The sequence below is a fragment of the Thermodesulfobacterium geofontis OPF15 genome, assembly GCF_000215975.1.
Taxonomy (GTDB): domain Bacteria; phylum Desulfobacterota; class Thermodesulfobacteria; order Thermodesulfobacteriales; family Thermodesulfobacteriaceae; genus Thermodesulfobacterium; species Thermodesulfobacterium geofontis.
Genome location: NC_015682.1, coordinates 1212983 through 1229129 on the forward strand (window position 1 = coordinate 1212983; position 16147 = coordinate 1229129).

General features: G+C 31.8%; 12 protein-coding genes, 2 pseudogenes and 1 CRISPR repeat array. Of the genes and pseudogenes, 10 read left to right on the top strand and 4 right to left on the bottom strand.

Features of this window, described 5'->3' with window-relative positions; all coding sequences use genetic code 11:
* Nucleotides 1–86 precede the first annotated feature (86 nt).
* The 10 genes and pseudogenes from cas6 (at nt 87) to TOPB45_RS08635 (ending at nt 12731) form a co-directional block, all read left to right on the top strand.
* Nucleotides 87–818: a CRISPR-associated endoribonuclease Cas6 gene (cas6, locus tag TOPB45_RS06305; RefSeq protein ID WP_013910005.1), complete on the top strand. Its 732-nt coding sequence runs from the start codon at nt 87–89 to the stop codon at nt 816–818.
* Between the two features lie 2 nt (nt 819–820).
* Entirely contained in the window at nt 821–1891 is a 1071-nt protein-coding gene (locus tag TOPB45_RS06310) for a hypothetical protein (RefSeq protein ID WP_041430358.1), read from the top strand.
* Between the two features lie 2 nt (nt 1892–1893).
* Nucleotides 1894–2262, top strand: a complete 369-nt coding sequence (locus tag TOPB45_RS06315) for a hypothetical protein (protein WP_041430359.1) — start codon at nt 1894–1896, stop codon at nt 2260–2262.
* A 17-nt stretch (nt 2263–2279) separates the two neighbouring features.
* A pseudogene (gene cas7i, locus TOPB45_RS06320) lies at nt 2280–3350 on the top strand (type I-B CRISPR-associated protein Cas7/Cst2/DevR).
* On the top strand, nt 3337–4170 hold the full coding sequence (gene cas5b / locus TOPB45_RS06325) for a type I-B CRISPR-associated protein Cas5b (protein ID WP_013910006.1): 834 nt from the start codon (nt 3337–3339) through the stop codon (nt 4168–4170). The pseudogene cas7i and the gene cas5b overlap by 14 nt, the downstream one beginning before the upstream one ends.
* A gap of 1 nt (nt 4171) precedes the next feature.
* Nucleotides 4172–6700: a CRISPR-associated helicase/endonuclease Cas3 gene (locus tag TOPB45_RS06330; protein WP_013910007.1), complete on the top strand. Its 2529-nt coding sequence runs from the start codon at nt 4172–4174 to the stop codon at nt 6698–6700.
* On the top strand, nt 6693–7202 hold the full coding sequence (gene cas4, locus TOPB45_RS06335) for a CRISPR-associated protein Cas4 (protein WP_013910008.1): 510 nt from the start codon (nt 6693–6695) through the stop codon (nt 7200–7202). Before TOPB45_RS06330 ends, cas4 begins: the two co-directional genes overlap by 8 nt.
* Nucleotides 7199–8173, top strand: coding sequence for a type I-B CRISPR-associated endonuclease Cas1b (gene cas1b, locus TOPB45_RS06340; RefSeq protein ID WP_013910009.1), 975 nt, complete (start codon nt 7199–7201; stop codon nt 8171–8173). Before cas4 ends, cas1b begins: the two co-directional genes overlap by 4 nt.
* A gap of 1 nt (nt 8174) precedes the next feature.
* Nucleotides 8175–8456 carry a CRISPR-associated endonuclease Cas2 gene (gene cas2 / locus TOPB45_RS06345; RefSeq protein ID WP_013910010.1) on the top strand — a complete coding sequence of 94 codons (282 nt, stop codon included), beginning with the start codon at nt 8175–8177 and terminating at the stop codon, nt 8454–8456.
* A 133-nt stretch (nt 8457–8589) separates the two neighbouring features.
* A CRISPR array of direct repeats spans nt 8590–12146; the repeat unit is 29 nt; unit sequence GTTTCAATCCACCAAAGAGGAATTTAAAC.
* A 234-nt stretch (nt 12147–12380) separates the two neighbouring features.
* Nucleotides 12381–12731: a hypothetical protein gene (locus TOPB45_RS08635; protein ID WP_013910011.1), complete on the top strand. Its 351-nt coding sequence runs from the start codon at nt 12381–12383 to the stop codon at nt 12729–12731.
* Between the two features lie 194 nt (nt 12732–12925).
* Here the strand turns inward: TOPB45_RS08635 and TOPB45_RS09290 are convergent.
* From TOPB45_RS09290 to chrA, 4 genes and pseudogenes are all read right to left on the bottom strand, one after another.
* Nucleotides 12926–13854 (bottom strand): annotated as a pseudogene (locus TOPB45_RS09290) (transposase).
* Between the two features lie 349 nt (nt 13855–14203).
* A complete protein-coding gene (locus TOPB45_RS06370; RefSeq protein WP_013910012.1) occupies nt 14204–14614 on the bottom strand; it encodes a HEPN domain-containing protein in 411 nt (136 codons plus the stop codon).
* Nucleotides 14611–14928, bottom strand: coding sequence for a nucleotidyltransferase domain-containing protein (locus TOPB45_RS06375; protein WP_013910013.1), 318 nt, complete (start codon nt 14926–14928; stop codon nt 14611–14613). The genes TOPB45_RS06370 and TOPB45_RS06375 overlap by 4 nt, the downstream gene beginning before the upstream one ends.
* Before the next feature lie 51 nt (nt 14929–14979).
* Nucleotides 14980–16125: a chromate efflux transporter gene (gene chrA / locus TOPB45_RS06380; protein WP_013910014.1), complete on the bottom strand. Its 1146-nt coding sequence runs from the start codon at nt 16123–16125 to the stop codon at nt 14980–14982.
* Nucleotides 16126–16147 lie beyond the last annotated feature (22 nt).

A 16147-nucleotide genomic window follows, 5' to 3' on the forward strand; every position in this document is an offset into this window, starting at 1 on the left:
TTAACTGCTCTAATATACTGAAGTTAATCTATTTGAATTACAAGTTATTGCATAAATTTAAAATTTTGAATATAATATTCGATATTATGAAGATAAAAATAATATTTGAAAGCAAAGAAAAATTAAGTTTAGATAAAGATTATCGATGCCATTTTATTTCATTTTTAAAAAAGGTTTTTGAAAAAGCTAATTTAGAGAGGATTTACCAAAGAAAAGAATATAGACCATATACATTTTCAGTATGGCTTGGAGAAACTTTTAAGATTGATGAAAAACTCCATACCGATACGAAAATTTCTTTTTTATTTTCAAGTGGTGATCCAGTAGTTATCACAAATTTCTATAACGGTGTGCTTAAACTAAAAAATGAGAGATTTAAAATAATTGGTGAAAATTTTGAAATAAAAGATATAAATTTACTTCCATACAAAAAAATTAAAACTAATAAAGCAATTTTTAAAACTATTGGGGTCTGTGTTTTAAACAACCCTCAAGTTCAGAAGAAGGATTTTAAGAGTTGGTATATTACGCCTTACGACGATTTAGATAAGTTTAACGAAATTCTTTATCAAAGAACAAACGATAGGTTTAAGTATTTAACGGGAAGGAAGGATGCACATCCTATTAGACTTAATTTGCTTGAAAATTATCCAATCAAAGAGGTTATGGTTAAGCATTATAATGGGTATGTCCGAGGGTTTAAGGGAGTTTTCGAACTTTCTGGCTCTCCTGAAATTCTTCAGTTTGTATATGATTACGGATTTGGGATAAGAACAGGGCAGGGGTTTGGATTGTTAGAGCTGGTTAAGGAGTTATAAAAATGGAAGACAAGATAATTCTATATCCTTCAAACTGGCTTTATAATGCTGGGGTTGTTGGATTTCTAAAGGTCTTGCAATATAATGGGATAAATTTTGAAATAGATGGGAAATTAATTATAGATCGATTTGCCATAAAGGAAAGTTATAAAGGAATTTTTAGGTATCATGAAGATGTTTTGAACGAAAGGTTTTCAATTTGGGGTAAAAACAAAAGGTATCCAAATTATATTCAATCTAGTCAGAAAGAATTTTTTGAAAATTATTATGTAAAAGCATTACAAAGAATAGAAAGAAACAAACATAAAACATGTAGTTGGTGCGAGGGTTATTTTATTCCTCAAATTTTGATAGATGACATAAAAAGTAAATTTAAGAGAAATTTTTCGTCCTTTTTAGAACAAAGAGAAAAGTTTCAAGGAATACATTTTGCTGGTTTAGGGGCAGCAATAACTGAAGTCCCTAATTCTTTTTGGAATTTAAATTTTTCGACACCAATTTGTCATCTATGTTCATATTTAATAATTTTTCACCATCTTGCTTTTATTAAAACTCCTGAAGGTGAAATTTTCATAAATGCTCCTGATTTTTACCTAATTTGGGACCTAAACAACTTTGCTGAAAAGATTTTAGCGAAATCAAAAGAATATGAAGTAAGAAAAATTCTTGGCTCCTCGCTTTTGCAATGGGCAATAAAGAGAAGGACATTACTTGGTGCTTGGACGATGATGAATATTGAAGTGATTGTGAAAAAAGGAAGTATTATTGATTACTTTGACCTTCCACCGAATATAACTAAAATTTTACTTGATTATGATATAGCCAATTTAATTGAAGAAATAAATGAGGAAAAGATATTCGATTTAATATTAGCAGGAAAATTTTCAGAGCTTGAAAAAGCAAACTACTTTGTGCTGAAGACGATTTTGAAGTTGAAAAAGAACGATGAAATAAGCAAAAATGATCCAATAACAAAATACTTTACTAAGTATAATGATTTACAGTATCTTAGAAGGGTTTCACAAATTTTGCCTAAACTTTACGGGAAAATTTTAGAAAAAATAGGGAGGTAAGTATGGAAAGAAAAATTGACTTTTTAATAGAAATTGACTCTTTAATAAAGAAATTACAGCAAAAAGGGCAGAGCATTAGTTATAGTAATAATTTAAAAAACCTTGCAAAAGCCATAAATGACTTAGGTTTTAGACTTCTTGAGCAAACTCGTCTTGGAAACAAAGATAATGTCTATTACATGCTTTTAAGATGCTTCCATGCTAATAAACAAGAGTTTCCAACTGAGCTTGTAGAAGCTTTTAAACCAGAAAACGAAAAGTATTTCAAAACCCTTATCTTCTCTTTTTTAGCCCCAATTTTAGGTAGAGAAGATAAAGAAGCCCAAAAATCACAGGAAACAGAAGCAGAAACTGAAGGAGGTGAAGCATGAAGAACATAACCTTAACCATGATTTTTGAAGGGTCAGCCCTAAACAGGGATGAAAAAATAGGAGGAAACATCCTCTCCATCAAAAAGCTTCAGGTAGGAGGTAGAACGGTTAGTTTTATCGGAAAAACTGCCTTAAGACATTATTTGTTTACTACGCTTCACCGGGCATTTAGATGGAAAGAAACAAAGGTGACAGCAGGAGGAGAAGTTGTTCAGTTTGATATTACCCAAGAAGACATTTTGACTTCTCCGGAACTTGATGCCTTTGGATATATGTATACTATCGGAAACCAGATGTCAATTACAAGAAAAGCTCCTGTAGGAATTACAAAAGCGGTTGCCTTAACAGAGTGAAATGGAGACATGGCTTTTTATTGCAACCACGATTTAGTAAATAGAGCAATAAACCAGGGGGAAAATGCTTTTCCTAATCCTTTTAGCAAAGAAGAGCATTTATCTCTTTATAAGGTAAGTCTTACGATTGATGCTGAAAGATTGGGAAAGGACGAGTGGATATTTCCTAAAAAAGTTGAAAAGAACAGAAAAATCTATGTAAGAGAACTTGTTGAATATGGTAATAAAATTGAAGTAAAGGAAAAATCATCAGATAGTCGAGAAGAAAAAATCATATTTGAACATACTTTTCCAGAAAATATTTCTGACCTAAAGAGTAAAGGGAAATTAGTTATTGTGAACGATGAAAAGAAAATAGAGTTTGAGTTTATCCTTCCTTTAGAGGAGAAAAGAAAAAGAATAAAAGACCTTTTAACAGCTATTAAAGACGGTTTATACGCTCAATCTTCGGGCGAAGCAAACACGATAGTTCCTTTATTCATGATAGCAGCTCCTGTTAAGGTTCCCTCGCCAATTTTTCACCCTTTTATTCAATTAGAAGAAATAGAAAAAGGAAAAATTTTTAGAGTTTTAGGAATTTCTGATTGTCTTAAAAACAGTTGGCTTGATGGAAAAGTGTTTATAATGGAAAGTGAAAGAATAAAATGTGAAATCAAAGAAGACCAAAAATCAAACGTAACTAACGATTGGGATGAATTTCTTAAGGAGTGTTGGATAAATAATGAAAGTTCTTAAATTAAAAATCTATCAACCTACAGCTCATTATAGGATACTCTTTACCTTTGCAAGAAGACATACTTATCCTATTCCACCATATTCAACAGTTATCGGTTTTATTTGCAATGTATTAGGAATAAGAGACCAATGGGACGAGAACTTTGAAAAGCTAAAAGAAGGGTTATCTCTTGCCATCTATGGCAATTACGAATATCTAAACAGGGAATATGTGTGGTTTAGAACTTTAGATAAAGATTCTCACATTGGTAGATTTGGGTGGCAAGAAAACAGATTTATCGACCAATTGCCAGAACACCCTGGAGGGCAAATTCCAACAAGAGTAGATGTTTTAGAAAATGTAAAATTAGTGATTTACATAAGACATGAGGACGAAAATTTTATTGAGATATTAAAAAACGCTTTTGAAAATCCTTCAAACAGGATTTATCCCATCCATCTGGGAAGGGCAGAAGACTTAGTTGTGTTTGAAGAGATAAAAACTCTAAACATTAAAGAAGAAAAGAAACCATTATACGGAAGTCTTAAGGAATACAATTTTACTTGGCTTGTCGACCCAGGAAGAGGTGAAAAATATTTAGACTTTAAATTTTATCCTGAAAATTATAGCGAATTTTTTAACAAAATCCAAGGAAGCTATCATTTAATCACCTCTTTTTATAGAATTGTGGAAGGATTTAGGGTTTTCGAGCAAATACCTGTTAAGCTATTTGAAGGTGGTTCTTTTCCGCTTTCTTTTGGAAAACCATTTAGATTTATTTTTGATGAAGAAGAAAATCTCCCTTTATTTTTCACCAAAATGATTTATCCAGAGGAGTAAAATGATAGAAATATGGGCAAAAAGACCCAAAGATGGAAGCATAATAACCTTAAGAGAACATACGAAGGACCTATTAGACAATCTTGGGAAATTATACGAAAAATTGCCCGAGAGATTAGGAAATATATCTAAAAACGACTTATTCAGGCTACTAAAATATGCCTGTTTTTTTCATGACCTTGGGAAGGTCTCACCAATCTTTCAAAAAACTTTAGGAAATGTCGATTACTATAATGAGTATAATAAACAGTTATCAACAGAAATAAGGCATAACATTCTTTCTTTGTTCTTTATTAACAAAGAAAAAGTAAAAGAAATCTGTAAATCTGATGAAGCTTTATATTCAACATTACTTTCAGCTGTAGCCTTTCATCATTGGAGGGAAGATGAAAAGGAGTATTTGTTAGGTTTAAATGAAGATTTAAAAACTACTTGTGAAAAATTACTTAAGGATAGCAATGGCATAAAATTAGAAGTAATCTTAAAAGAACATTTCGATGGTTTTTCGATAGAAGGTTTTGATGCCAAAGATTTAATAGCTTTTGATAAAGACCTTGCTGAACATATTAAAAAAGCTGGAAATCTAATTAGTGCAGGTATTATCCCTCCCTACACTCTTTATTTTCTTCCAGAAAGACTAAGATTAGAAAGAGCATTAGAAATTGATTTAAATCTGTGGATATTTCTTTCTGGTTTTCTTATGAGGATTGATCACTTTTCTTCATTTTGTGAGAAAGAAGCTGAAATTTTTGAGATAGAAAAGGAATATCCTAAATTAGACTTAGAAGCTAAATTTAATGAAAAGTTTAAAGAAAGCTTCTGGCAAAAAGAAGTAATGAAAGCTATAGATGATTTTAAAAACAAAAATGTTGTCTTAATAGCACCAACAGGGCTTGGTAAAACAGAATTTGCTTTTTTATGGGCAGAAGGTGAAAAATTCTTCTATACATTACCTTTAAGGGTTGCTACCAATCAGATATTTGAAAGGGCTTGTAGTTATTTTAACATAACCATTCATACTGATGACGACCCGTTTATTAATGGAAATGTAGGGCTTTTGCACTCAGACGCTGATCTATATATTGTTGATAAATGGGAAACCTCAAGATATACAAACTGGGATGGGGAAACGCCCAAAATTATTGAAATTTCAAAACATTTTTCCTTACCAGTAAATATATCAACAGGAGACCAAATTTTCCCTTCTGCTTTAAAATATCCAGGTTATGAAAAAATTTATGCAACCTTAGGATATTCAAAACTGATAATTGATGAGGTTCAGGCATACGACCCAAGAGCTTGTGCGATCATTGTTAAAATGATAGAAGATATTGTTTCCCTTGGTGGAAAATTTCTACTTATGACCGCTACTTTACCAAATTTTGTAAGAAGTGAATTAGAAAATAAGGGAATAGAGTTTACAGAAATTAATCTATACGAAGGAGAAATAAAAGAGTGTGAAGAAAAAAGAGGAACTTGCAAAATAGAAGACATAACAAGACACAAGCTTGAGCTAATAGAAAAGGATATAGAAGAAGATATTGATGAGATAATTGAATTAGCATGTAAGGGGAAAAGGGTTCTTATTGTTTTAAACACTGTAAAAAAAGCAATTAGTGTTCATGGAAAGATTGAGAATAGCAAGTATGACGGATTTTTGGGATTACTGCATTCTGAAATGACTTTAAATGAAAGGAAGCGAAGAGAAAAAGAATTAGAGAAAGAGTTTAGTAATCCTAAACCAGAAGATGAGAAGGAGCCAAAAATCCTTGTTGCGACGCAAGTCGTAGAAGCATCACTTGATATTGATGCCGACTATTTATTTACGGAAATTGCCCCTATTGACTCATTAATCCAAAGAATGGGAAGGGTAATGAGAAGGGTTGATTTGATGAATGGGAGAATAAAGGGGAGTAATAAAGAGTTTAGTTATGAGGATTTTTATGAAAAAGAGGAGGCGAATGTTATAGTGTATTATCAAAAAGATAAGAATAAAATTGTAGAGTCAAGTAAAGGTAAAGTTTATGAAAGTGAATTAATTCAAAAAGCCTATAAAGTTTTAAAAGATAAAAAAGAGATTAAAGAAAAGGAAAAACAAAATTTGGTTGTTGAATTTTATGAAAATGTTGAAGATGAAAAAAATTCGAAATATCTAAAAAAATTTTATGAAACAGTGAGAATTCTTAATTCAGGTTATGTTTCCGAAAACAAAAATGATGCACACGAATTATTTAGAGAAATCTATACGATTTCTATAGTGGAGGAAGATAAAATTGAGGAGATAATTCGAAAAATCAATGAAGCGCCTAAGATAACTTGGCTTTGGTTTAAAAAGGAAATAATAGCTGAATATGTGATTAATGTAAATATCTGGAAATATAAAGACTATCCGCCTAAACCTCTATGGAATGAAGAAGTTGAAAAAAAGTTTGAAGATGAGACTACAAGAGAGAGGTTAAAGAGATATTTTTCTGGAATATATGTAGTTCCTAAAGCCTCTCCAGTAAACAAGGGAAACATAATTGATTGACGAAGAGTTAACCATAAAAGGGATTGAGGTATCTTATTACATTGTTTGTAAAAGAAAATTATGGCTATTTTCTCATGGAATTGATTTTGAAAGATTTTCGGATGATGTCGAGGTTGGCAAAATTATAAGTGAATCTTTTTTTAAAAAAGAAAAACTAAAAGAAGTAGAAATAGGTAGCGCTAAAATTGATTTTATTAAGGTGAAAGATGAAATTATCGTAAATGAAATAAAAAAGTCCAAGAAACTTGAAGAAGCCCATATTTGGCAAACAAAATTTTATATTTATACTTTAGAAAAATTAGGAATTCACGCCAAAAGAGGAATAATTCACTACCCGAAACTGTTAAAAAAGGTTGAAGTGGAACTATTTGAAGATGATAAAATAAAGCTGAAAGAAGCTTTTTTAAAAATAGAAGAAATAAAGCATCTTGAGAAACCACCCGCTGTTCAAGAAAAACCATATTGTAGAAATTGTGCTTATTATGAATTCTGCTTTTCATGATGGGAAGAAATTATTACATATTTAAAGAAGGAAGAATTAAAAGAAGTCAAAATACGATCTTTATAGAAACAAAAGATGGTAAAAGACCTTTACCAATTCATGATATAGATCAAATATTTGTATTTGGAGAGATGGATTTAAATACTTCTTTTTTAAATTTCATAGGCAAAAATAAAATTGTTATCCACTTTTTTAATTACTATGGATACTACACAGGAAGTTTCATACCAAGAGAGGGAAATATTTCAGGAATCCTTACTGTTAAGCAAGTAGAACACTATTTAGACCACAACCGAAGAATTTATCTTGCTAAAAAATTTGTAGAGTCGGCTTTTCATAATATAAAGAGAAATTTCGAAAAAAGAGAAAGATTTGATGAAGAAATTGAAAAAATGAAGGAATTAGCAAAGGATATTTCTAATTGTACTACTATAAATGAATTGATGAGTTTAGAAGCACATATTAAAAAGATTAATTATAAATGCATAGAAAAAGATACAAATTGGGAATTTGAAAGAAGAAGCATCAGACCTCCGCATAATCCTCTTAACGCTATGATTTCATTTGGGAACTCTTTAGTTTATGCTCATATTTTAAAAGAAATATATGAGACACCGCTTAACCCTACAATCAGTTATTTACATGAACCTTTTGAAAGAAGATATTCCCTTGCCCTTGATATAGCAGAAATTTTTAAGCCTATTTTATGCGACAGGTTAGTTTTGAAACTTATTAACTTAAATATTATAAAAGAAGAACATTTTGAAAGATCGCTTAACTTTGTTTATTTAAAAGAGGAAGGAAGAAAGATATTTGTAAAACATTTTGACGATCTTTTAGAAGAAAGAATTCTGCATAGAAAACTAAAAAGAAAAATAAGATATAAAAGTCTAATAAAATTAGAACTTTATAAACTTGTAAAACATTTCTTAGGTGAAAAACATTATAATCCGTTAAAGGTTTGGTGGTAGTATGAAAATCATATTGATCTATGATATATCTTTGATAGAAAAGGAAGATCAAAAAAGATTAATAAAGGTAATGAAAATAGCAAGAAAATATCTTCATCATATTCAAAAATCAGTTTTTGAAGGTGACTTGACTTATGGCAAGCTAAAAAGACTTGAAAATGAAATACTTAATGTGGTGGACAAAAAAAGAGACAGTGTAATAATTTATACATTTCCTGACGGAGTTAATTTTGAAAGGCATATTTTAACCGATGTCGAAGACCTAACAGCTAATATTTTATAGATCTTTGAAAAGTGAATATTGGCGGGTAACTTTACAAATAGGGTTTTTGAACTTATTTAAAAGGTTGAGCTTTGACGCAAAATTTTGATAGGTTCATTTAGAAAATGCTTGATATTTCTTATAATCAAATGCGGTTTCAATCCACCAAAGAGGAATTTAAACACAAACAGGTCCTGCATAATAACTACTTTCAACCCAGTTTCAATCCACCAAAGAGGAATTTAAACTTTGATAGAAAACAAAACAAAAAAGAGGTAAATGGGTTTCAATCCACCAAAGAGGAATTTAAACGCAAAAAGGGTGAAGGTGATACCGAAAAGTAAAAGTGTTTCAATCCACCAAAGAGGAATTTAAACTTAAAACTTGAACCTTTAAAAGAACTTTCACAGGAAGTTTCAATCCACCAAAGAGGAATTTAAACATGTTTTTGGGGGACTGTGTTGTTATTTATGGATGAGTTTCAATCCACCAAAGAGGAATTTAAACCCACCTGCAAAAACAACACTTCCTACATCTCTAAAATCGTTTCAATCCACCAAAGAGGAATTTAAACTCTTCATTTTCAAGAACATATATAATAGGCATACTGTTTCAATCCACCAAAGAGGAATTTAAACCTGAAGATTTTTATAATAATACACCATTCTAAGCAAGTTTCAATCCACCAAAGAGGAATTTAAACGTGCTGGCAGTTCTAATGTATATGTGAATGGGAGGCGTTTCAATCCACCAAAGAGGAATTTAAACCGTTGTTTTATCTGCAGGTGAGGAATTGAAGCTTGATACGTTTCAATCCACCAAAGAGGAATTTAAACATTATTTAATGACCCAGCATTTTTTATTCTATACCTTCGTTTCAATCCACCAAAGAGGAATTTAAACCTATTCCTTGCTCAAATTCAACCGTCTTACTTTCAGTGTTTCAATCCACCAAAGAGGAATTTAAACGATTTTGATATGGATTATTTTTGGACTTTTGTTGGGTTTCAATCCACCAAAGAGGAATTTAAACTTTATATCATCAACTATCCTTCCTACATCTCCTACCGTTTCAATCCACCAAAGAGGAATTTAAACTCTCCCTCATCTCCTGAAATACACCAAGCCCCAACCAGTTTCAATCCACCAAAGAGGAATTTAAACGCCTTAGATCTTCAACAAAATTCATTAATTGACTGGAGTTTCAATCCACCAAAGAGGAATTTAAACTTGTATTTGCTTATAAAATTTTTCAAATGAGGATATTTGTTTCAATCCACCAAAGAGGAATTTAAACCTCGTGAAATTTCTCACATTCTCACATCACCCATCCGTTTCAATCCACCAAAGAGGAATTTAAACAATAGATACAGAAACTATACGTTAATCATGAGAGACGTTTCAATCCACCAAAGAGGAATTTAAACAGACGTAGCCGCTATCATTCTTGCAGTATCTTCCGAAGTTTCAATCCACCAAAGAGGAATTTAAACTTTGCAGATTTTTGTAGTAATATATCATTCGAAGCAGTTTCAATCCACCAAAGAGGAATTTAAACACTTCTTCTCAACTTTCTGTTTCTATTGTTGATGCTGTTTCAATCCACCAAAGAGGAATTTAAACATCTCCTTTCTTTTTTTTCTTTTTTCTGTTCATGTGGTTTCAATCCACCAAAGAGGAATTTAAACATCTCACTCACACCTTCAAATCCTACGCCAAATAGGTTTCAATCCACCAAAGAGGAATTTAAACGTGCTGGCAGTTCTAATGTATATGTGAATGGGAGGCGTTTCAATCCACCAAAGAGGAATTTAAACATCAAACGGCACAAATACCTCGTCCAAAATAAGCAAGTTTCAATCCACCAAAGAGGAATTTAAACAGGGCGTGGGATGTTATAAATGCTCTTTCGTATCTTGTTTCAATCCACCAAAGAGGAATTTAAACGTAGTGCAATTTTTTCTTGTTATATCTTCTTAACTCGTTTCAATCCACCAAAGAGGAATTTAAACGAAGGGGTTAAGAGTTATGATGAAGAGAAGAAATTTGTTTCAATCCACCAAAGAGGAATTTAAACGAGGAAGTAAAGAAAGAGTATAGGAGGAGGGCAAAGGTTTCAATCCACCAAAGAGGAATTTAAACTATAGTGCACAGCATTTTGAGGCGTTTGCGTATTATGGTTTCAATCCACCAAAGAGGAATTTAAACCCTGCCACTCAGGAGTTCTCACAATCGCCTCCTCCAGTTTCAATCCACCAAAGAGGAATTTAAACGTGGTTCTGTCTGTGTCTGTTCTTTTTTCTGTTCAAGTTTCAATCCACCAAAGAGGAATTTAAACCTCCAGTATCGTGGCATTTCAAAAAAACGATTTAAAGGTTTCAATCCACCAAAGAGGAATTTAAACAAATACTAGCTCCACTACCGGCTGAAGTTTGACATTGTTTCAATCCACCAAAGAGGAATTTAAACCTACTTCTAAATTAAACCAGACAGGAAACTGAACTGGTTTCAATCCACCAAAGAGGAATTTAAACTCAGGTAATCTCTTTTTCAAAAAGAAATGTAACCCCGTTTCAATCCACCAAAGAGGAATTTAAACCCGAGGAGATAAGTGAAAACGAACTAGCTCTTCTCACGTTTCAATCCACCAAAGAGGAATTTAAACAATGATTGCTTTAACAGAAAACGGGGATTTTGTTTTTGTTTCAATCCACCAAAGAGGAATTTAAACCTTCATAGCCTTCTTAAAATCAACCAAATTCTTGCCCCGTTTCAATCCACCAAAGAGGAATTTAAACTTCTTTTATATCATTTCTATTCCGTGCACTACTAACGTGTTTCAATCCACCAAAGAGGAATTTAAACATTTCCCCGAGTTATAGCAACTTTTAGAGACAAAAGTTTCAATCCACCAAAGAGGAATTTAAACATATATAGCAAAACATTCTAAAAACTCTTCTAAAAAGTTTCAATCCACCAAAGAGGAATTTAAACTACAATTTCCTTCTCTTATAAGGGAGAGAGTTCCACGTTTCAATCCACCAAAGAGGAATTTAAACCAAGACTTTTTGCCTCTTTTTACTCCGCTTTCAGTTCGTTTCAATCCACCAAAGAGGAATTTAAACTTAACCAGACCTCAAAAAATCTTGTAAACATAGATTGTTTCAATCCACCAAAGAGGAATTTAAACCTTATACAACTTCCATCCTTTATCTCTTACCTCCACTGTTTCAATCCACCAAAGAGGAATTTAAACTTCTTAGAAGAGTGGATAAGGAGTGATGGGTGTATTGTTTCAATCCACCAAAGAGGAATTTAAACTCTATTTTCATTTGTCAATTTTTTGACTGTGTTTTTGTTTCAATCCACCAAAGAGGAATTTAAACATCTACATCTACTTCTATCACCTTACCCTCAGCTACGTTTCAATCCACCAAAGAGGAATTTAAACTTTTTTTCAGAGTAAGCACACCAGTGAGAATTAAAAGTTTCAATCCACCAAAGAGGAATTTAAACACTTTAGAGTTTGCTTTAGCTAGCTAATAGTTAATTTGTTTCAATCCACCAAAGAGGAATTTAAACAGTGATCACAATATTAGAAGAAGAGTCATAATAAGTGTTTCAATCCACCAAAGAGGAATTTAAACGTGTTAAAACTTTTTAGGTTCAGCTATTCAAGAAGGTTTCAATCTACCAAAGAGGAAATTTAAACTTTAAAACACGGGCATGAATTTGGTTTTAAAACCCCTAAAGAATATTATCACTCAGCCTATGAGGTGATAAAAAAGCCGGATGAAGTATACATTGAAAGGGTTAAAGATAAAACCTTTTACATTTTTCGAAAAGGTGATAAAGTAGTAATATCAAGTGATGATGATCTTGCAATAAAAACTTATTTTAAGTTGAATAAGCCATTTGAAACCTTTTTAAAAGAGAGGAAAAGAGATGGACTTATCAAGGTTCTCTGATGAAGAATTAATTGAAGAATGGGCATTTAGTTTAGCATCTCAAGAAGCTATAGAAACTTTTTTTGATGATTATTCAGCAGAAGCAACCTTACCCTATCGCACTGAAATTCATAAAAGAGGTCTTGACAACCACCCAAAAGTTATAGAAGCAGATAAAAAGCTAATTCAATATGCTTTAAAAGAAAAGCCTTATCCTCCTGTTATAACCGATGATTATGAGCCACCTTTAGAATACTGGTGGTGGCACATAGATAAAATTGGAGAAAGAACCTATCCAGCCGAGCTTCTTCCTGAACACTTAAGAGAACTTTATTTACAAGGGTTTTAAATAGCCTTTTATTTTGGCTTTAAAGCCCCTCTTTTTAGGGGGTAAGTATTAAACCCTTACCCCTTTCATTTACAAGCGTTTACACATTATTTACATAGCGCTTACTGGCATCAGTTCTTATCTATAAGGAATTAATGTAAACAAATACCCGTTTACTTTGTTTATTTCTTGTTTACGAGCACATAGTGTCTCTTTTATTGTGTAAAAATTTCTCCGGGAAGGGCATGGTAGTTCTCCAATTCAATCTCGTTAAACCCCCTTAACCTCTTTGAGTTTAACCTCTCATTCATCTCTATAATCTTTCAGCTGATACTTCATCTTAAAATACTTCTATTACCTTTATCCTCCTTTTTATCTCCTTTGCTAATCTTTTAAGCTGATTAGTTGTATAAATAAACTGCCTTAGGGGATACTTTACCCCATCTTTCCTTTAATCTTAATATCCCCTCCTTAGCTTTTTCTTCTGTTTCTGCTCTGTATATCCTTTTTAAATCTTCTGCAAATAAACTTCTATCTTTTACCCGCACCTTATTTAAAGAATTCCTTACAGTATGTAATACACAAAGTTGCCATTCTGAAGACGGATAAACCATCTTTATGGCATTTTCTATCTCAGGTAAATCATTCCCCTTCAGACCCAAATAACCCAAAATCCAAGTATTTCCCTTCTTCCATCAAGCTTTATCCCCAAAGCTAAATAAACTGGTTCCTTTGCTACCTCATTTCGACGAATAGGTAAATAAGTTCCATCTAAAAATATTGCCAAATATTCCTCTGAAAGTGCTCTTTCTTTCCAACTCCTTACTTCATCTTCAGTCACCTTTATTAACCGAGAAATCTTTGAGGTAAATACATAAAGGGTAATAACAGCAGATGTAAGATCTAATTCAGCCCTCCTTCTTTCAGGAAGTATAGCAGGACGAAAACCACCATTCCTGACCCGAGGCACTTTTAAATTTTGAACCTTCCCATACTTTGTAAGTAAATCTCTGGTATAAAAACCGTTTGCATAATCTTCTATCTCTTCTAAATAAATTCTTCTTTCTTCAAGCATAAGCTTTTCTAAAAGGTTTTTAATAAGATTATTGACTTCCTGCTGAAAAAAGTTTAAAATTTCTTCCATAGGTTGTTTGTTAAAGTTTTAGTTTTTTCTTTCATGGTAGCTTCCCCTCTTTTCTGGTAGTTTTGAGTTATTAAGCATTGGGGAAGCTACCATGCCCATTTTACTTTTCAAGTTTTTACCAATTAATGAGACACTACCGACGGATGAAAGTAGGCCTATACCTTATTGAATATACTTTTTACTTTATAATTTTGTTGAAACCTGCCCTAGATCAAAAGGGATTGCGACTACTTATTTTTAAATAAAGGGGAATTTGAATGAAGGGGAAAGTTCAAGTAGAAGACCATGTTTTAGAGTATGGCAGTTTTGAGGGTGTTATTCCTGAAGGACAATACGGAGCAGGGGAGGGTTATTTTAAATCCTTTTCGTTTATTTTTAACTTTTTTAAGACGAATTCTTTTACTTTTGTTGCTGCATCAAAAGCTTCTTTAGCTTCTTCTATAGATGGAATATAAAATTCCTCAGGATATCTTACATCTACAGCATATTCTGTTAGACCTTCAGTAATTTCGTATAATCTTTCAAAATCTTTATCAATTTTACTACAAAGTTTAATCAAATATTCAATGGAATGGGTTCTACCAAATTCAATATCATGATTAATTAAAAAGGCTTTTAACATTTTTTCTACTGCTTGTTGACAGTGAAAGCATGCGGTATCAGTAATTATTTCTTCCTCAGGTTGAGATAAAAGTTTTTGAGCACTTTTATAATCATTTATAGCCTTAATTAACCATTTTTTAGCCTCTTCATTTATCATAATATTACTCCCTCTTTTACTGCACTTTTTATTATACTTCCGATTACATCTTTTCTTTTTTGAATTTCTTCTTCAGATTTAATTATAATATCCCCATCAATAAAATATTCTGCAAGTTCTTTTCTAATTAAATGAGCTAATTTCTGTCTCTCTTTTCTTGAAAGTCCCTTTTTAGTAACAATTAATAAATCCCAATCACTATATTTTTTATAATCTCCTCTTGCTCTTGAACCAAAAAGAATCAGTTTATCAATTTCAACACCAGCGGATTTTAAAACCCTTTCTATAACCTCTTTTATAATCTTCCTCTCCATTTCTTTTCTCAAAAAGAATAAATTTTAATTTTAATTATATATTAAAAATAGTTATTTAAAAATAATAGCCGAAATAAGTGCACCAACGAGGACTACATGAAGAATATTTATTTTTTTATAAAGAGCTAAAAAACTTGTTAAAGCTATTGTTAGTTTTAAAAAATCCCATTCTACTGAAGTAGCAAACTTAAAAGTTGCAAAAAGAAGTAAACCTGAAAAAGAGGCTAAAAGACCCTTTTTTGCTCTTAAAAAGATTTGTGAATTTCTTATTTTCTCAGAAATTTCAGAAGCAAAAGCCATTATTATAAAAGAGGGTGTGAAGACTGAGATTGTTGCTAAAGTAGCGCCTAAAAGACCTTTTAATAAATATCCTACGAAGGTTGCTGTTATTACAATCGGTCCTGGGGTTATCTGCCCAAGGGCAATTCCATTCATAAAAGTTTTACTATCAAGCCAATGTAGTCTATCTACAATTTCATGTAACATCAGAGGTACAGAGGCATATCCTCCTCCAAAGGCAAAAAGATCTATTTTCATCATGATCAAAGAAAGTTTGAAAAGAATTTTGTCCCAGAAATAAAGAAAAATTAAACCTGTAAATAGAATTAAAATAAGAATTAAAATACCTACAAAATTAAAATTTTTTGAGTTTTGGACTTTATGGTCAGAGGTACCTTTAAAAATTATTTGGGAAATAAGAAAGCAAGCTATAATTATCAAGAAAGGGCTAATTTTAAAAAGAAAAAGCAAAAAAGAAAAAATAGCTATAACTATCTCACCTACTGATTTAATTATAGGTTTTGCAAAACTTAAAAAAGCATTAGCAACAATGGCAACAACTATTACTTGTAGACCAGCAAAAATAGATATAGCCTCAGGAAGGTTATGAGTTTTGGCATAAATATATGATAAAAAAAGCATAAGCAGAAAAGCGGGAAGTCCAAAGGCTATAAAGCTAACAAGCCCACCTATAATTCCTTTGGTTTTAAATCCAACATAAGCTACAACTTGCATAACAGTTGCACCTGGAATTGCCTGAGCAAGTGCAATACCTTCCTGAAAGGTTTTATTATCAAGCCATTTTCTTTTTTCAACAACAAGTTCTCTAACATAGGCAACCATTGCTGGACCACCAAAAGCAGTAAGCCCAAGTTTTAAAAAGGAAAAGAACAGGGTTCTAATTTTAATAGATTTCATTTTAAAACTCCAGCTTTATCTA